The 14626-nt window shown below is 29.8% G+C and carries 17 protein-coding genes; 1 reads left to right on the top strand and 16 read right to left on the bottom strand.

Features of this window, described 5'->3' with window-relative positions; all coding sequences use genetic code 11:
• Positions 1-123: 123 nt before the first annotated feature.
• The 4 genes from ACXGQT_RS05455 to ACXGQT_RS05440 all read right to left on the bottom strand — a co-directional run bounded on the left by ACXGQT_RS05455 (position 124) and on the right by ACXGQT_RS05440 (position 3178).
• Positions 124-939 (bottom strand): DUF1853 family protein, encoded by an 816-nt coding sequence (locus tag ACXGQT_RS05455; protein WP_457830393.1) that lies wholly within the window; start codon positions 937-939, stop codon positions 124-126.
• Complete coding sequence (locus ACXGQT_RS05450) at positions 939-1619, bottom strand: Sir2 family NAD-dependent protein deacetylase (RefSeq protein WP_457830392.1); 681 nt, start codon at positions 1617-1619, stop codon at positions 939-941. The genes ACXGQT_RS05455 and ACXGQT_RS05450 overlap by 1 nt, the downstream gene beginning before the upstream one ends.
• A 66-nt stretch (positions 1620-1685) precedes the next feature.
• Entirely contained in the window at positions 1686-2525 is an 840-nt protein-coding gene (locus ACXGQT_RS05445; protein ID WP_457830391.1) for a hypothetical protein, read from the bottom strand.
• Positions 2526-2665: 140 nt separating this feature from the next.
• Positions 2666-3178, bottom strand: coding sequence for a lactoylglutathione lyase family protein (locus ACXGQT_RS05440; protein ID WP_457830390.1), 513 nt, complete (start codon positions 3176-3178; stop codon positions 2666-2668).
• Positions 3179-3298: 120 nt separating this feature from the next.
• Here ACXGQT_RS05440 and ACXGQT_RS05435 point away from each other — a divergent pair, with 120 nt between their 5' ends.
• Positions 3299-3616 (top strand): winged helix-turn-helix transcriptional regulator, encoded by a 318-nt coding sequence (locus tag ACXGQT_RS05435; RefSeq protein WP_457830389.1) that lies wholly within the window; start codon positions 3299-3301, stop codon positions 3614-3616.
• Positions 3617-3705: 89 nt separating this feature from the next.
• Here ACXGQT_RS05435 and rlmD read toward each other — a convergent pair whose 3' ends face one another.
• From rlmD to ACXGQT_RS05375, 12 genes are all read right to left on the bottom strand, one after another.
• A complete protein-coding gene (gene rlmD / locus ACXGQT_RS05430) occupies positions 3706-5157 on the bottom strand; it encodes a 23S rRNA (uracil(1939)-C(5))-methyltransferase RlmD (RefSeq protein ID WP_457830388.1) in 1452 nt (483 codons plus the stop codon).
• 50 nt (positions 5158-5207) lie between these two features.
• Entirely contained in the window at positions 5208-5666 is a 459-nt protein-coding gene (locus ACXGQT_RS05425; protein WP_457830387.1) for a TspO/MBR family protein, read from the bottom strand.
• A 23-nt stretch (positions 5667-5689) separates the two neighbouring features.
• A complete protein-coding gene (locus ACXGQT_RS05420; RefSeq protein ID WP_457830386.1) occupies positions 5690-6262 on the bottom strand; it encodes a YdeI/OmpD-associated family protein in 573 nt (190 codons plus the stop codon).
• Positions 6263-6291: 29 nt separating this feature from the next.
• Entirely contained in the window at positions 6292-7680 is a 1389-nt protein-coding gene (locus tag ACXGQT_RS05415) for a TolC family protein (protein WP_457830385.1), read from the bottom strand.
• Entirely contained in the window at positions 7680-9065 is a 1386-nt protein-coding gene (locus ACXGQT_RS05410; RefSeq protein WP_457830384.1) for an HlyD family secretion protein, read from the bottom strand. Before ACXGQT_RS05410 ends, ACXGQT_RS05415 begins: the two co-directional genes overlap by 1 nt.
• A 4-nt stretch (positions 9066-9069) precedes the next feature.
• The gene (locus tag ACXGQT_RS05405) at positions 9070-10701 is read right to left on the bottom strand and encodes a peptidase domain-containing ABC transporter (protein WP_457830383.1); all 1632 of its coding nucleotides are present in this window, start codon (positions 10699-10701) and stop codon (positions 9070-9072) included.
• Between the two features lie 332 nt (positions 10702-11033).
• The gene (locus ACXGQT_RS05400; RefSeq protein ID WP_457830382.1) at positions 11034-11417 is read right to left on the bottom strand and encodes a hypothetical protein; all 384 of its coding nucleotides are present in this window, start codon (positions 11415-11417) and stop codon (positions 11034-11036) included.
• Positions 11418-11448: 31 nt separating this feature from the next.
• Positions 11449-11925, bottom strand: a complete 477-nt coding sequence (locus ACXGQT_RS05395) for an SRPBCC family protein (protein WP_457830381.1) — start codon at positions 11923-11925, stop codon at positions 11449-11451.
• A 48-nt stretch (positions 11926-11973) separates the two neighbouring features.
• On the bottom strand, positions 11974-12156 hold the full coding sequence (locus ACXGQT_RS05390; protein WP_457830380.1) for a Lacal_2735 family protein: 183 nt from the start codon (positions 12154-12156) through the stop codon (positions 11974-11976).
• 4 nt (positions 12157-12160) lie between these two features.
• The gene (locus ACXGQT_RS05385; RefSeq protein ID WP_457830379.1) at positions 12161-12856 is read right to left on the bottom strand and encodes an SDR family NAD(P)-dependent oxidoreductase; all 696 of its coding nucleotides are present in this window, start codon (positions 12854-12856) and stop codon (positions 12161-12163) included.
• Between the two features lie 4 nt (positions 12857-12860).
• Complete coding sequence (locus ACXGQT_RS05380) at positions 12861-13139, bottom strand: TIGR03643 family protein (RefSeq protein WP_457830378.1); 279 nt, start codon at positions 13137-13139, stop codon at positions 12861-12863.
• Complete coding sequence (locus ACXGQT_RS05375; RefSeq protein WP_457830377.1) at positions 13139-14623, bottom strand: FAD-binding domain-containing protein; 1485 nt, start codon at positions 14621-14623, stop codon at positions 13139-13141. The genes ACXGQT_RS05380 and ACXGQT_RS05375 overlap by 1 nt, the downstream gene beginning before the upstream one ends.
• Between the last annotated feature and the right edge of the window lie 3 nt (positions 14624-14626).

Here is a 14626-nt window from a genome sequence, read left to right as displayed (position 1 = left end):
GTCAGTTTGAGTAACTAGCGTATGGATAACTATATCTAGAGATAATTATTAGGTTTTGTTTTTAATCAAAGTAATAGTTTTTTCTTTTACATTGCTACGCTAATAATAAAGGAGGCTTAGCCTCTACCAGAAGGTAATAAAAAAACGTTCGTAAATATTTCCTCGTTTGATCCAAACAAGCGGACTGTGATTGACCGAAATTTGCTCTAAAATAATGGGTTTTGCCTCTACAAAAGGAATCCAATCCATATTATGTTCTGGAGCAATTAGCCAATCCTGTTTAACGGGAACGTGATATAAGGCCAATGGAAATAAATAATCTATCTCTTTATAACTGATGTAATATCCTTTGATACAATTATTGTTGATATGTGGAAAAGTGTGATTCATTAAACTTAACGGAATGTATAACTGTGCCTTAAAATGTACAGATTGTTTTATGTCATTAACATTTAAACCTTTGTTTTTAAAAAGTTCTCTAGCAATAGGATGATGTAACATAGGGAATTGTTTGTCCTGCAATTTTTCAAGTTTTTTAATCAAAGAATCTTTTAAATTAGGGCCTACCCAGCGATCTATTTCATATGGAATATTGGTTTTATACAAGTAAAATTTATAGGTTAATTCTATATGATGAATACCGTTTGGAGTATTGCAAACAAAATCTAACTCTCCTAAAGTTTGATGTTTGTCTATTTGAATTTGTACGTTGTTTTTTATAGGCTCATAATCTTTAAGACTTTCTAAGTTTTTTTGATAAAAAACTTCTACAAGTTTCCCCAATCTTTGATGTTTACTAGTGTCTATAGTGGCAAAGTCTATGTTTTCTACAAAAGGTACTTCTATTTGTGGATAATTAAAAAAAGTAGATTCTTTCCACAAATTTGGTTGATTTTTAAATCCTTGATATTGATGTTTTAATTTGTCTAATAGAGTCATTATTTCAGTTGTTTTTCTAAAATTTTTACTCCTTCTACAGCTGTGGCTTTTATGCAACTAAAATGATTTGGAACATTAATTTTATCAACCTTAGGGTCTATAATAAAAACAGGACAATTATTAGGTACATTATGAATCAATCCTGCAGCGGGATAGACTTGTAAACTAGTTCCAATAATTACAAAAACATCAGCAGTTTTACATATTTTAGCAGCTTTATCAAGCATAGGAACTTCTTCTCCAAACCAAACAATATTTGGTCTTAGTTGATGTCCATTTGGACAAACATCACCTAGTTTTATTTCTTTTCCAGTGATATCAATAATATAGTTAGGGTTAATTTCACTTTTAGCTTCAGACAATTTTCCATGTAAATGAGTTATATTTTTTGAGCCTGCACGTTCATGCAAATCATCTACGTTTTGCGTAATAATTTGCACATTGTATTGTGTTTGTAAATTTGCTAAAAATTGATGAGCAGTATTGGGTTTTACTGTTTCTGCTTGTGCTCTTCTTTGGTTGTAAAAATTTAAAACCAAAGTTGGGTTTTGGTACCATCCGTTAATAGAAGCAACTTCCATAACATCGTGGTTTTCCCACAGGCCATTACTGTCTCTAAATGTTTTAATTCCACTTTCGGCACTTATACCTGCACCTGTTAAAATAACCAAGTTTTTCATAGGATTAAATATAAAAAAAGCCTCAGACAAAAATGGATGAGGCTTGTATTTAATTATTATAACTTTTTATTTATTAGCGTTAAAAAGTTCTTCTGTTAATTCGTTGTTAAACTTTATGTTGGACCAGTGTACATGTATCCAGTTTTCGGTTAAATTTTTTGCATCCCAAGTGGCTTGGGTATATTTTCTTTTGGTTGGAATTAATATTCCATTGACTTTTTCATATTCTACTTTCATTAATAAAGGTGTTTCCACAACACCATAATCAACCACCGTAAATAAGAATTGATCTACTAAACCTGTGTTTTTATTAATGTATAGTTGGTAAATATCGGTTGGTTTGTTGTTTTCAGTATCAAAAGTTATTTTAACTATATCATAGTTTTTTCCTTGGATATTAACTTCGTTTAAAAATTGATAGTTTACACCTGGATCTAACAATTTTTGAAACATAGTAAACCAATAAAAATTAGTTTTTCTATTAAAGGTTGTTTTGTCTATAGCTGTTTTGTCATGAATATAATTTCCGTTTTGTTTTATCCAAAAAGAACTACCATTATATCCTTGTTCAAAAGCTCCATCTATATTAGCTAGTGTTCTTTGATGTATGTGGTACTTTCCGTATGAAAGTTCTCCATCAAAAATATACTTTTCGGTAACACTATCTTTTTTATGATCTGGAGTTGTATAGGTGTAATTATATTCAACATCTTTTAATTGTTTTAAATCTTGGTAAGTACCTGTTTTTTGAACCATTTTGTGAACCAATTCATGCCCTTTGTTTTTAAATTTAAAGGGAGTGTCTTGTGTTGTTTTATTTGTTTGTATTGCTTTTTCCGATTGTTTGTTTTTGGATTGGCAAGACCATATTAAAGAACATACAAAAAGTATTTTAAGAATTCTCATAAGTAAGAGTTTTAATTATTTTATTTAAAAACTGTTCGTCTTAAAAAAGGACTTTTTCTTACAAATAAGAAGAAGAAAATATGTTGAAGTTTTTGTTTAAGACACTACTTTTATGGGCTAATGCTGGATTCTTAAAAATATTACTTAGTGTATGCACCAGAAGAATAAGTGAGTTCATAACTATGTGTGTAAATTTCAAAAACAATTCCAAAAGGATCTTCTACATAACACATTTTAAAGGGTTTTTCTGTAGGATAGTATTCTCTAATAGGCATTCTTTGTTTTCCTCCATAGGATAATATTTTGTCTATAAGTTCTTCAATATTTGGGTCTTGTATACAGAAATGAAAAAGACCTGTGTTAAAAGGGTTAAATTCAGGAGCTTCTTTTATTCCGTTAGGAAAAGAGAATAGCTCAACACCAATTCCATCAGAAGTTGATAAATGAGCAATTTCAAATTCAGTCCAATCATTACCAAAAACATCAATACACATTTGACCAATGGCAGTATCAGTTTCTTTTTTAATTTTAGAAGGTTCCATAATTATATACCAACCCATAACCTCTGAGTAAAATTTAACGGCTTTGTTAATATCAGGAACTGTAATTCCAATATGAGAAAATGACTTAGGGTAATTTTTATTTGTTGACATAATATTGTTTTAATAATTCAAAATTAGTTTATATTTAACTTATGAGCAATAACTTACTAAAAAGTACTATAGTGTATTAAATGAGTATATTGCTGTTTATTAGTTATATAGATATGTTAAATGATGAAAAATATTATTTGTCCATTAAATTATACAATGAACTTAATAGGAACCAAATGGAAACCATTGATTTTATTTCATTTGTTAGAGGGAGATATACGTTCGGGAGTTTTACAAAAACAGATAGATGGAATTTCTAATAAAATGTTTACTCAAACAGTGAGAGAGTTAGAAAAAGATGGGTTGATTTCAAGAAAAGTATATCCTGTAGTACCTCCTAAAGTTGAATATGGACTTACGAGTAGAGGAAAATCATTAGAAAATATTTTAAGAAGTTTAGATGCTTGGGGATTGAAAGACAGCAGGCATCTAAATTGAGTATAGTTACATAGAATTAATATTATCATAAAAAAAGCCCCTTTACAAAGTAAAGAGGCTCAAGAACTGGGAGGTTCTTAATCATACTTTTATTTTTCAAAAAGTATAATGCTTTCTATATGTGCAGTATGAGGAAACTGATCTACCAAACTCATTTTTGATATTTTATAACCAGCTTGCATTAGCGTTTCTGTATCTCTTGCTTGTGTTGCCGGATTACAAGATACGTAAACCATTCTACTAGCACCAATTCTTATTACCTTGTCTAAGGTTTTAGGAGCGATTCCTGCACGTGGAGGGTCTAAAACAATGGTTTCTATTTTTCCTTTGTATTGTGGATATTCTACTAAGAATTTACCAACATCGGCAGCGTAAAAATCTACACCTTTAATTCCGTTACGTTCTGCATTTTTCTTAGCATCTTTAATAGCATCGGCAACAATATCTACTCCAATAATTTTAGTATCGGTAGTTTTAGAAGCTAATATTTGACCAATAGTTCCTGTTCCACAGAACAAGTCCATGACTATTTTTCCGTTGACTGTTTCTGCTTTTTCTAAAGCATAATCAATGACTTTACTATAAAGTTTTTCGGCAGATTTAGGATTGGTTTGAAAGAAACTCTTCATAGAAATTTCAAAATTCAATCCAAGTAAATTTTCTACAATTCTATCTTCACCAAAAACCAAACGTTCATTACCAGTAACAGCTAAAGTTCTGTCACCAATTTCATCGTTGGTTGTGTGTATTAATCCGGCCAATCTTTCTCCAAACAATTCTTTTAATAATGCAACAAACCCATCCATATTAAAATGAGATAGCTGAGGAGAAGTTGTTACTAAGTTGCATAAAACCTGATTGGTTTTATAACTTTTACGAACTACAAAATAACGGAAAAAACCTTTTTTTTGTGGAGCATGCCAAGCTTCTAAACCAGAGTCAATACAAAATTGACGAATAATTTTTAAACTGTTTTCTACCTGAGTATCAAACAAACCAGAATCTTTATCTAAATTTTCTGTACACCACCAAGTACCACGTTTTTTAAAACCAAGAGCAAACTCATCTACATCAGTTTTTTGTTCAAAATCATAACGGATGGCAGAAAAACCATACTCCATTTTATTTCTATAATGGAATACTTCTGGGGAGCTAATAAATTCATCAAATAAGTCCTCTATATTGGCAACTTTACCAATACGTTTAAACAATTCTAACGTACTTGTTTTTTTATATTCGTGTTGAATATCAATAGGTAGTTTGATGTATGGAGCTCCGGGAATGGCTTGAAAAGGAACTTCTACTTCTTGGTCTGATGGTGATAAAACTTCAAACAATTTAGCTTCAGCATATTGTTTGCTTGTTTTTTTTATCTGACATTTTACCGTTTGTCCAGGTAAAGTGTTCGGCACAAAAACTACAAATTGTCCGTTTTCGTTTCTAATTCTACCTATTCCTTTTCCTCCAAAGGCATAGTCTTCTATAGTAATAGAGATAATTTCACCTCTTTTTACAAACTTGTTTCGTTCTCTTCTTGGCATTCGGCAAATTTAGTTTTTTATTGTGATAAAAAAACTAGTGTGGTTGATTTTTAATTCATGAAAACAATATAGGCATTTAAAGAAGTTGCTATTAAAAGCCAAAGGAAATATGGAGCAATAAAAAGAGATTTTAGCTTTAAGGTATAATAGTTTTTTAGTAAAAATATGGTTACTATTAATGTTAGTGCAATGATAATAAACAGCCCTAAAATGGTTTGATGAAAATAAAAGAATACAGGGTTCCAACTAACATTTAAAATCCATTGAATAATAAACATACCAATTAGTGTTTTTTTATTTTGGTGCTTAGGATAGAGTAGTGCCATGTATACAGCAAAACAAATCATAATAAAGGACCAAGCAATACCAAACATGTAACCTGGAGGTGTCCATGGAGCTTTGTTAAAACTTTCATACCAATTGGAGTTTACACCTGCACTAGTAAATAGTCCACCAATGGTTAGAGCAGTAAAGTTGATAACTAAAAATAAGATGATTCTTTTAAACATTATTTCAGGTTTTTAATGAAAAACTAAGATGGCTTTTGATGATTTTCCATTTGAATAGCAATATCATTTATACGTTTTTGTCTTGTTTCCGACCTTTTAGCTGATACAATTTTGTACAAAAGTAATTTTCGATGAGATTTACTTAAGCTTAAAAAGAAATCTTTAGCTTTTTGATGTTGTTGAAAAGCCAATTCTAAATCTTTAGGGATAATAAGTGCTTCTACATCGTCTAAAATAGTCCATGAACCATTTTGTTTTGCAGTTTTAACACTTTCTATACCAGCAGGAAACATCAATCCTTTTTTGGTTAACATTTCTATTTTATCCTTGTTAACTTTAGACCAATTACTTTTTGGTTTTCTTTTGCAAAAGTACTGTATGTATTTTTCAGCATTTATAGTTTTTTTGGTACTATCAATCCAACCAAAGCAAAGTGCTTCGTCAACAGCTTCACTCCACGTAACAGTGGGAGTATTAGCACTTTTCTTGTACATCACAAGCCAAATAGCATCTTCTGTTTCATGATTTTTTTCTAACCATAATCTCCATTCTTGTTTGCTTGATGGACAAATATTTTTAATTTCTTTTTTATCCATTAAAATTGGTTGATATAGTGATAAAAAACTTAATCTTCAGGGATTATTCTGTTTGTTAGCAATAAATAATCAAGATAGTTTATGATTAATTTATTTTGACTACTTAGTAGTTTTAACTCAGATTCTATTAGTTTTTCCTGTCTTTTGTTAATTAAGAATAATGAACTTTCTCCGTAATAAAACTTTTGAGTTTCGGCTTGTAATAATCTTTGATATCCTGAAATGTTTTTTTCTAACAATTCTATTTGATCTATCAAAGCGTGTTGGTTCTTTTTGTTCGCAACAATTTTGTTATGAATTTCAGTCTTTTTGTATGCTATTTCGTAGTTTATTTCATCTACAGCATATTTACTCTCTCTGTATTTTCCTCTTTCAGATCTAAAAAAGATTGGAAAGGTTAAACTGGCTCCCCATTTGTAATTATCTATATCAAAATTAGGATTGATGTTGTTTACATTGGTTCCTAAAAGTTGATTGTATTTTACTTTTAATTTAGGTTTTAGTTTTTCTCTATTTAATTTTTGCTTTAAAATTAGCGATTGTTTTTTTGCTGTTTTTTCGGCAATAATAGGAATACTATCTAAATTATCATCTAATGGAATTTCATCAGATTTATGAGGAATAATATTACTTTCTGGTTCAATATTAGACTGTAAACCAACAGGAATATTTTCTAACCACAAGTGGTTTTCTACTTTTAATCTCTTTTCGGCCAAAAGCTGTTTGTATTTTACTAAATCTATTAAGTTGTTTTGTAAATACACGGTAGCTTCTAAAGTATCTACCGCTGTTTTTTCTCCACTAGCTAAAGAACTTTTTACATTTTTTAAATATCGCTCACTAAGCTTTAAGTTGTCTTGTAAAATACTATAAATAGAACTGTATTGTTGCCATTCTGCATAAGCTTTTGAGGCTTCGTAAACCAATTCATTTAACAATTGTAATTGTTGATTTTTTGCAATGGTTTGGTAAACTTCTGCTTGTTTTAGCGCTGTTCTTCTTGGGTTGGTTAATAAACCTTGTAAAACATCCACTTCTAAACCAGCACTCCACAAACCTTGATTAGTAGTGTTGTTTTCGGGATTTAAATTATAACCAGAATTATTATCAAACCCACCTGTAAGAGAAACTCCTAAAGAAGTGGGAATTTTAATTTTATTTTTAAAAATGTTGTAATACTCTTTTCCATCAAAATCTTTTTGATCTATGCTAGAGGTTAAATAAGGATCTAATCCTCCTTTAGCACCTAATAATTTTGCGTTGGCAACTTTTTCTTTTAGTTGAGCACTTTTAGCAATAGGGTGCTCACTAATGACATTAAAAATAAACTCTTTGTAGCTTAAAATATTTAAAGAATCTACTTGTGCATAGTTTTTTAATCCACAAAGCAGAAGTATTATATAAATTGCTTTGTTCATTATTTAACAGATTTTATAGGAGCTTTGGTTTTTACATCAGATTCTCCACTATTATGATCTTCGTTTGCTCGGTAAAAGTCAGGAGGGAAACCATTTAAGTTTCGCCATAATTCATACCAAATAGGCACATCTTTTAACAATACAAAAGTATAAGTTCCTGTTCCTACTCTTAAATTTTCTGGCCATTGTTTATCGGCTTCATCAGGAGCAATGAGTACACGATATTTTCCGTTGGTACTAATATGTTGATCAATAGCAAAAATTTTACCTGAGAAAATTCCTGTAGATTTTTCTGGCCATCCACTAATAACCATCGCAGGCCAACCGTCAAATTGTAATCTAGAGTGATCTCCTAAACGTAGTAAAGGTAAATCTTGAGGTTTTACATAAATTTCTACAGCCAAATCATAATCAGCAGGCATAATGGTTAAAATATCTGTCCCTTCTTTTACCAATTGACCGGTTCCTTTTTTAATGGTTTTTGTAATATACCCATTGGTAGGTGAGGTAATGTAATATAAGTTTTGTCTTTGTTGGTAATTACTCAGTTGATTTTGAAGTTTAGAAGTGTTAGAACGTGCTTCTAATTTAGCAGACAAGGCACTTTGAATATCAGAATTGGTTTTTGATATTTTTTGTTGATAATCTTGCTCTGTTGATGACAACTCCAACTTAAAATTAATCAACATGTTTTTTTGGTTTTCTAACTTGTTTTGTTGTGACAAATAAGCAGCGTAAACCTCTTGTTGTTTTAACTCTTTTTCTTGTAATTCAGACAAAGATTTTAATCCTTGGCTATGTAATTCTTTTGTTCTTTTATATTGATTTACAGCAATATCGTATTTAATTTTATAGGCATTTAAATCAATACTGTCAATTTCTATTTTGTTTTTGGTTTGAATAATTTTATTACGAACCTGTTCTAATTTTAATATTCTACTTTCCCTAATAGAAGCCAATTGTGCTTTTAAAGCTATCACCTTATCATCATAAGAAGTAATACTTTCGCTTTTAGCATCTACCTGTTCTTGAGTTCTAGAAATTAAATTAGGATCAAAATAATCATTTTTAACCTCGGTAATATAAATAAGTGTATCTCCTTTTTTTACGTAGTTACCTTCTCTAACATACCATTTTTCTAAACGCCCAGAAATAATAGATTGTATAGGTTGTGGTCTTTGTTCTGGTAAAAGTGTGGTTACATAACCTTTACCTTTAATATTCTGTGTCCAAGGAACAAAAAAAGTAATTAGCAATATACCAACAATGGCAATACCGTAATAAAATCGTTTTTTTTGAGTGTCTTTGTTTTTTAAGTATTTGTATGATTTATAATCACTTAACTTAACAAATTTGCTGATGCTATTTTCTGATATATTTAACATGAGCTTATAATTTTATTATTTGATTTGCTTTGTTTGCCCAATATAAATAATCGGCAACTACAACAACTGTCCAAGGTTTGTTCTCATCCATAATAAAGTCTATAATGGCTTTTTTCTCGTCTTCATCAATAAATTGTAAAGGGTCTTCTAGTAATAAAATAGCAGGATTATTAACTAAATATCTTGCCAATACTATTTTTTGAGTAGTACTTTTAGGCATACGTCTTCCTCTAGAATCTACTTTAGTTTTTATTCCATTTTTAAGTTTAGATATATGGTCTTTTAGTAATAATTTTTCTAAAATAATATCTAGCTCTTCACTCTCAATTTTTCTATCAATTAAAATATTTTCTTCTATGGTACCTTCAAAAAGTCCTGTGTTTGGTCCAATATATCCTATTTGATCATGAAAAGAATCTAAAGAGTAATATTCAGAAGGTCTGTTGTTAATTAAAACAGTTCCTTTTTCTGGACTGTGCATTCTAGCAAGAATATTTAATAAGGTTGATTTACCTTTACCAGTTTCTCCTTTTAACCAAACTTTGGCTTTGGGCTTCATTTTTACAGACAAATCATTAAACACATAATGGTCTTGATTAGGATATTTAAAAGAAATATCTGATAACTCAATAGTAACTCCATTAGCAGTATCTTTTAATTCACCGTTACCTGTGTCTTTGTCTAGTTCTAAATCGGTTACATGTCCAATTTTGTCTAAAGCAGTTAAAACATCATAAATAGTTTCTACTATTCTAATAATTTTTTCAACAGAGTTGATAATCATAATAATGATGATCTCTGAGGCTACAAATTGACCAATGTTCATTTGTTGATTAAAAACCAAAACACCTCCTAAAACTAGTAACCCAGCAGCTACCCAAACTTTAAAACCTATAAAAAGTACAAACTGTTTAATTAATATTTTAAAGTGAGCTTCTCTGTTTTCTAAATATTGTAGGTTAATGTTGTCTGTTTTCTGTAAATGTAAATTTCCTTTTCTAAGTACTTTAAATGTTTTGGTGTTACTCGCAATCTCTTCTAACCAATGGGCTAGTTTATATTTGTATTTACTTTCTTTAATACTGGTATCTAATCCTTTAGGGCCTGTAAACTTAAATATTAAATAGATAATTAAGAATAGAGAAATTCCTAAAACAATAAAGTAAGAACTATAAAAAGTAAGTAAAATCAATCCAAAAATAATTTGAAATGCTGCCATGGAAAAATCTATTAAAATTTTAGGCAACCCTTTTTGGATGGTTAAAATATCAAAGAATCTATTTACCAGTTCTGGAGCATGAACTTTGTCTAAGTTAACCCTACTTATTTTGGGAATTCTATAAGCAAACTCAAAGGCAGATTTGGCAAATATATCTTGTTGTATATCTTCAACAATTCGTAATTGGTTTATTTGTATTTTACCTGTAACAGCAATTCCAATTAATACAAAAGCTACCAGAACAATCCAAGAAGTGGTTAGCTCACCTGTTTGTAGGTAGTTAATAATTGCTTGAATTCCTAGTGGTAAAGATAAGTTTACTACCCCACTAATAATGGCATAGTAGTATATAAGTCTTATTGGTTTTTTATAGGGTTTAATTAATTTCCAAAACCTGACTAATGGCGATAATGTCATAATTTCTTTTTATTCAAAAATAATAAATAGGCTGCTTATAGATAAGTTTATACCGAGCAATATTTATGCCTATTTTGTTGTTGATTAATAGTTTATCTAATTATAAAAATGTGTTAAATTTTTGTTTTTTTATTGAAAACTAATGGTTCTGTTTACGAGTTTAGTAATCAAATATTTACCCGATTTATAAAGGTTAAATAATTGTCTTGTTGATTCTTAAAATAGATCTAGGTAAATGGCTTGGTTATTAACAATAAATATTATCTAATTAAAGTTAAGGATGTTCTAAATAATGTAAAACCAAGAATTTGGTATGGTAGGTTATAAATAACTTATATTTTGGGCGGAGGAGTGTCTAACTGTTCATGCCCTTCAATAATTTGTGGAATAAGTTCCGGAAACTTCTGTTTATTTATATTAAGTAATAGTGGCTTTTTTTTAGAGAAAGATCCTTTAGCCGCAATCAATTCAATATCTAAATTATTTTTTTGTTTACAGTCATCAGTACTATCTTCATATTCTTCAATAGCATTTTCAAATCCTAAGATTTTTTCTAGAAAAAATACCACCTTGTTTTCTTGGTTGTTAAAAGATAGTTCGTTTGAATGATGGATAGGAGTAGCCTTAGGAGTAACAATACTAATATTAAGTAAATGAACTCCTAAAATTCCGAACAGAATTTTTATAAAAACGTTATTCCTAAAAAAATTTAACACAGGTCAAATATACATTTTTTAAAAATATATACTATACATGAATAGCAGAGGTTTTAAATATATTATTGATAATATTAAAGCGGTGATTAAAAATATTATTCAATTGTTTTTTTATGAATAAAAAATTGGCAACAGCACCTATAAAACCAAAAGGAGGTTGGTAAGTAACAATATCTTTCATAAGTACACCTTGTTCTTGTTCTTCTAAAATATGTTGGTGATGCCAAAGTTTATAAGGACCAATACGTTGTTCATCAACAAAATATTTTTTGGGTACCACATGGGTAATTTCTGTAACCCACTTGGTGGGTATTCCTAATATTGGTTTTACAATATAACTAATAATCATTCCTTGGTACATTTTATCATTACCATTGCCAGATGTTATATCAAATCCCATGTGTTTTGGGGTGATTTTTTTTAGATTTTTAGGAGAAGATATAAACTCCCATACCTCGTCTATACTAGCATTGATGTATTGCTCTTTTTTTAATTGATAAAATGCCATGATGATTATTTTTTTAGTTCTTTAATTTTGATTGCTATTGAATACGTTTTAGTGATGAACAATGTGTTTCTTTAAACGCTGAATTTTAATGGCAATTTTTTCTGCTTCTTCAATTTTAGCGTAGGCAATATTTTTGTTTTTGTTAAAAAATGACAAAGCTTCTTTTAGTAATTTTTGATGTTGTTTTTGTAATTTTTTAATTGGAATTTTAATTAAAAATGGTAGTATCATAACTTTATAATTTTATGGTTGACATTCCTCCATCTACAGCTAAAACCTGGCCAGTAATCCATGAACTTTCATTTGATAACAAAAATTTAACCATGTGAGCAATATCTTTTGGTTGTCCAATTTTTTTTAAGGGGTGTCGTTGAGCATTGGCTTCTATTTTAGTTTCTGATCCTAATAACTTTTTAGCCAGGGGTGTTTGTGTAATAGAAGGAGCAATGCAATTAACTCTTATGGTAGGACTTAATTCAGCAGCCAAACTTCTAGTTAGTCCTTCAATAGCACCTTTAGAACTAGCTACTTGGGTATGAAAATTAAATCCTTGTTGCACAGCTACAGTAGAGAATAGAACAATACTTGGATTGATTCCTTTTTTTAAGTTTTTAAGACAGGCCTGAATGGTTTTAATAGCTCCAACTACTTGTAAATTATAATCGTTTAAAAACTCATCAGGTTTTATTCTTGTAAAAGGGAGTAGGTTAATACTTCCTGGGCAATATACTATTCCGTCTAAGATATCAGGAATAAAATCAAAAGATAAGTTTTCTTTAGTAATGTCTATTTGATGAAACTTAACATTAGGAATATTTTCAGGAGTGGTATGGCAATAAGTACCTATTATTTCATGGTTTTGTTTGCTTAACAATTTTGCGGTAGCTAATCCAATTCCACTTGATGCTCCTATAACGATATATGTTGCCATAATTTTATCTTTTTGATATATTGTTGTGAGTAATGTTTTTTTGACGAGTACATTTAAAGGAACCTTTTATAAAGTTTCGTTTCTTTAAATGTTTGGTTTTTCTTCCAGTCACTCTTTTTCGCCACATTTTAAAACTACTCAGTTTCATTTCAGTTCTCATCATATGTATAACCTCTGGTTCTGATAGACCAAATTGAAGTTTTAGAGCTTCAAAAGGAGTTCTGTCTTCCCATGCCATTTCTATAATCCTATCAATTTGTGCTGCTGTAAACTTAGCCTCCATTATCCTGCAATATTTAATGTTTTTTTGTGAGTGTTGTGTTTGGTTAAAATTCTGTTGTTTTCTTGCATTACTATAGGGCTGTTTTTCATTTCCCAAAGTATTTTATTGGCTTTTTTTCTGTTTTCTTTTAAATCAATAATAGGTTCAGGATAGTCAACACCTATTTTAAAATTATATAGGTTTTGCTCTAAAGGAGTCATGGAATAGGGTTCATGAATGTGTTTTGTTTGTAAATGAGCTAACTCTGGTACCCATTTTCTAATAAAATCAGCATTGGTATCATGCTCATAACCATTTTTAACAGGATTATATATTCTTAAAGTATTTACACCCGTTTCTCCAGCTTGCATTTGTACTTGTGCAAAGTGAATTCCAGGCTCAAAATCGATAAACATTTTGGACAGATATACGGCACAATCTTGCCAAGGTTGCCATAATAAGTGAGTGAAAAAAGAGACTACCATAGCTCTCATTCTAAAGTTTAAATATCCGGTTGTGTTTAAACATCTCATACAAGCATCAACCATAGGAACACCTGTTTTTCCAGTTTGCCATGCCTTTTGATATTTAATAGAAATACTCTTTTTTAAAAAGTGATATCCCTTGTTAATACTAGATATCTCCATAGTATGTTCCATTTCAAATTTTTGAATAAAATGTGCTTGCCATTTTAATCTGGAGGTAAAAGCATCTAAATCTTTTTTGTTTTTACTAAGCGGTCTAATGTTTTTTGCATTGTGCCAAACCTGTCTGGTAGATAAATTCCCCCAAGCTAAATATGGAGAAAGTCTGCTGCAACTTTCTTTAGCCAATTCTGGTTTAGAAATTCCTTTGGTGTAGTTAAGGTATCTTTCTTTAAAAAAGGTATTCTGATATTTTAAAGCTTCGGTAGTACCTCCTTTTTGAAAAGCGCTTGGGTTAGGGGTAGATAAGTCTGTAACATTAAAAAGTGTTTCTAAATATTCAATTTCATGAATACTTAGTAATTGGTTGTTTGGCTTAAATTGAATTGGATTTGTTTCCATATATTTTTTCCAATTGGTTACCCAGCCCTTTCTGTTTTTAAGACCTCTGAATACACCATTCCAAATATTTTCTTGCCAATTAATTAAATTATTATGACAATATCTTTTTATTTTCTGATCTCTGTGATAGGAGCTTAATAAACCTGTTTCTTGGTGAGAATATAAGTCTTTAATATAATAATGCTGTTGTAGCTGGTTTAATGCTGGAGCCATTTCAGAATTGATTGCAAGTATTTTAGAGTTATATGTAAGTAATTGTTTGTTTAAGTCAGCAACAGATTCTTTTATAAAGTTCCAATGTCTTGTGTTGTAGTGAGGATCTTTTTGTAAAAAAGGTTCAAAGACATATAAAAGCAATGTTTTTTTACCTGTATTTAAGGCATTGAATATTGCTTCATTATCAAATAATCTTAGATCTCTTTTTAACCAAACAACGGCAAGTGACTGTTTTGTATGCATGTT

This window comes from Wenyingzhuangia sp. IMCC45467 (genome assembly GCF_054111205.1).
The sequence above is the reverse complement of the archived record's forward strand: the minus strand, read 5'-3'. Positions and strand labels throughout refer to the sequence as shown.

Excerpts from the sequence above, each read along its gene's own strand:
- ACXGQT_RS05455 (WP_457830393.1), bottom strand. The coding sequence starts at position 939 with ATGACTCTATTAGACAAATTAAAACATCAATATCAAGGATTTAAAAAT.
- ACXGQT_RS05450 (WP_457830392.1), bottom strand. The coding sequence starts at position 1,619 with ATGAAAAACTTGGTTATTTTAACAGGTGCAGGTATAAGTGCCGAAAGT.
- ACXGQT_RS05445 (WP_457830391.1), bottom strand. The coding sequence starts at position 2,525 with ATGAGAATTCTTAAAATACTTTTTGTATGTTCTTTAATATGGTCTTGC.
- ACXGQT_RS05440 (WP_457830390.1), bottom strand. The coding sequence starts at position 3,178 with ATGTCAACAAATAAAAATTACCCTAAGTCATTTTCTCATATTGGAATT.
- ACXGQT_RS05435 (WP_457830389.1), top strand. The coding sequence starts at position 3,299 with ATGATGAAAAATATTATTTGTCCATTAAATTATACAATGAACTTAATA.
- rlmD (WP_457830388.1), bottom strand. The coding sequence starts at position 5,157 with ATGCCAAGAAGAGAACGAAACAAGTTTGTAAAAAGAGGTGAAATTATC.
- ACXGQT_RS05425 (WP_457830387.1), bottom strand. The coding sequence starts at position 5,666 with ATGTTTAAAAGAATCATCTTATTTTTAGTTATCAACTTTACTGCTCTA.
- ACXGQT_RS05420 (WP_457830386.1), bottom strand. The coding sequence starts at position 6,262 with ATGGATAAAAAAGAAATTAAAAATATTTGTCCATCAAGCAAACAAGAA.
- ACXGQT_RS05415 (WP_457830385.1), bottom strand. The coding sequence starts at position 7,680 with ATGAACAAAGCAATTTATATAATACTTCTGCTTTGTGGATTAAAAAAC.
- ACXGQT_RS05410 (WP_457830384.1), bottom strand. The coding sequence starts at position 9,065 with ATGTTAAATATATCAGAAAATAGCATCAGCAAATTTGTTAAGTTAAGT.
- ACXGQT_RS05405 (WP_457830383.1), bottom strand. The coding sequence starts at position 10,701 with ATGACATTATCGCCATTAGTCAGGTTTTGGAAATTAATTAAACCCTAT.
- ACXGQT_RS05395 (WP_457830381.1), bottom strand. The coding sequence starts at position 11,925 with ATGGCATTTTATCAATTAAAAAAAGAGCAATACATCAATGCTAGTATA.
- ACXGQT_RS05390 (WP_457830380.1), bottom strand. The coding sequence starts at position 12,156 with ATGATACTACCATTTTTAATTAAAATTCCAATTAAAAAATTACAAAAA.
- ACXGQT_RS05385 (WP_457830379.1), bottom strand. The coding sequence starts at position 12,856 with ATGGCAACATATATCGTTATAGGAGCATCAAGTGGAATTGGATTAGCT.
- ACXGQT_RS05380 (WP_457830378.1), bottom strand. The coding sequence starts at position 13,139 with ATGGAGGCTAAGTTTACAGCAGCACAAATTGATAGGATTATAGAAATG.
- ACXGQT_RS05375 (WP_457830377.1), bottom strand. The coding sequence starts at position 14,623 with ATGCATACAAAACAGTCACTTGCCGTTGTTTGGTTAAAAAGAGATCTA.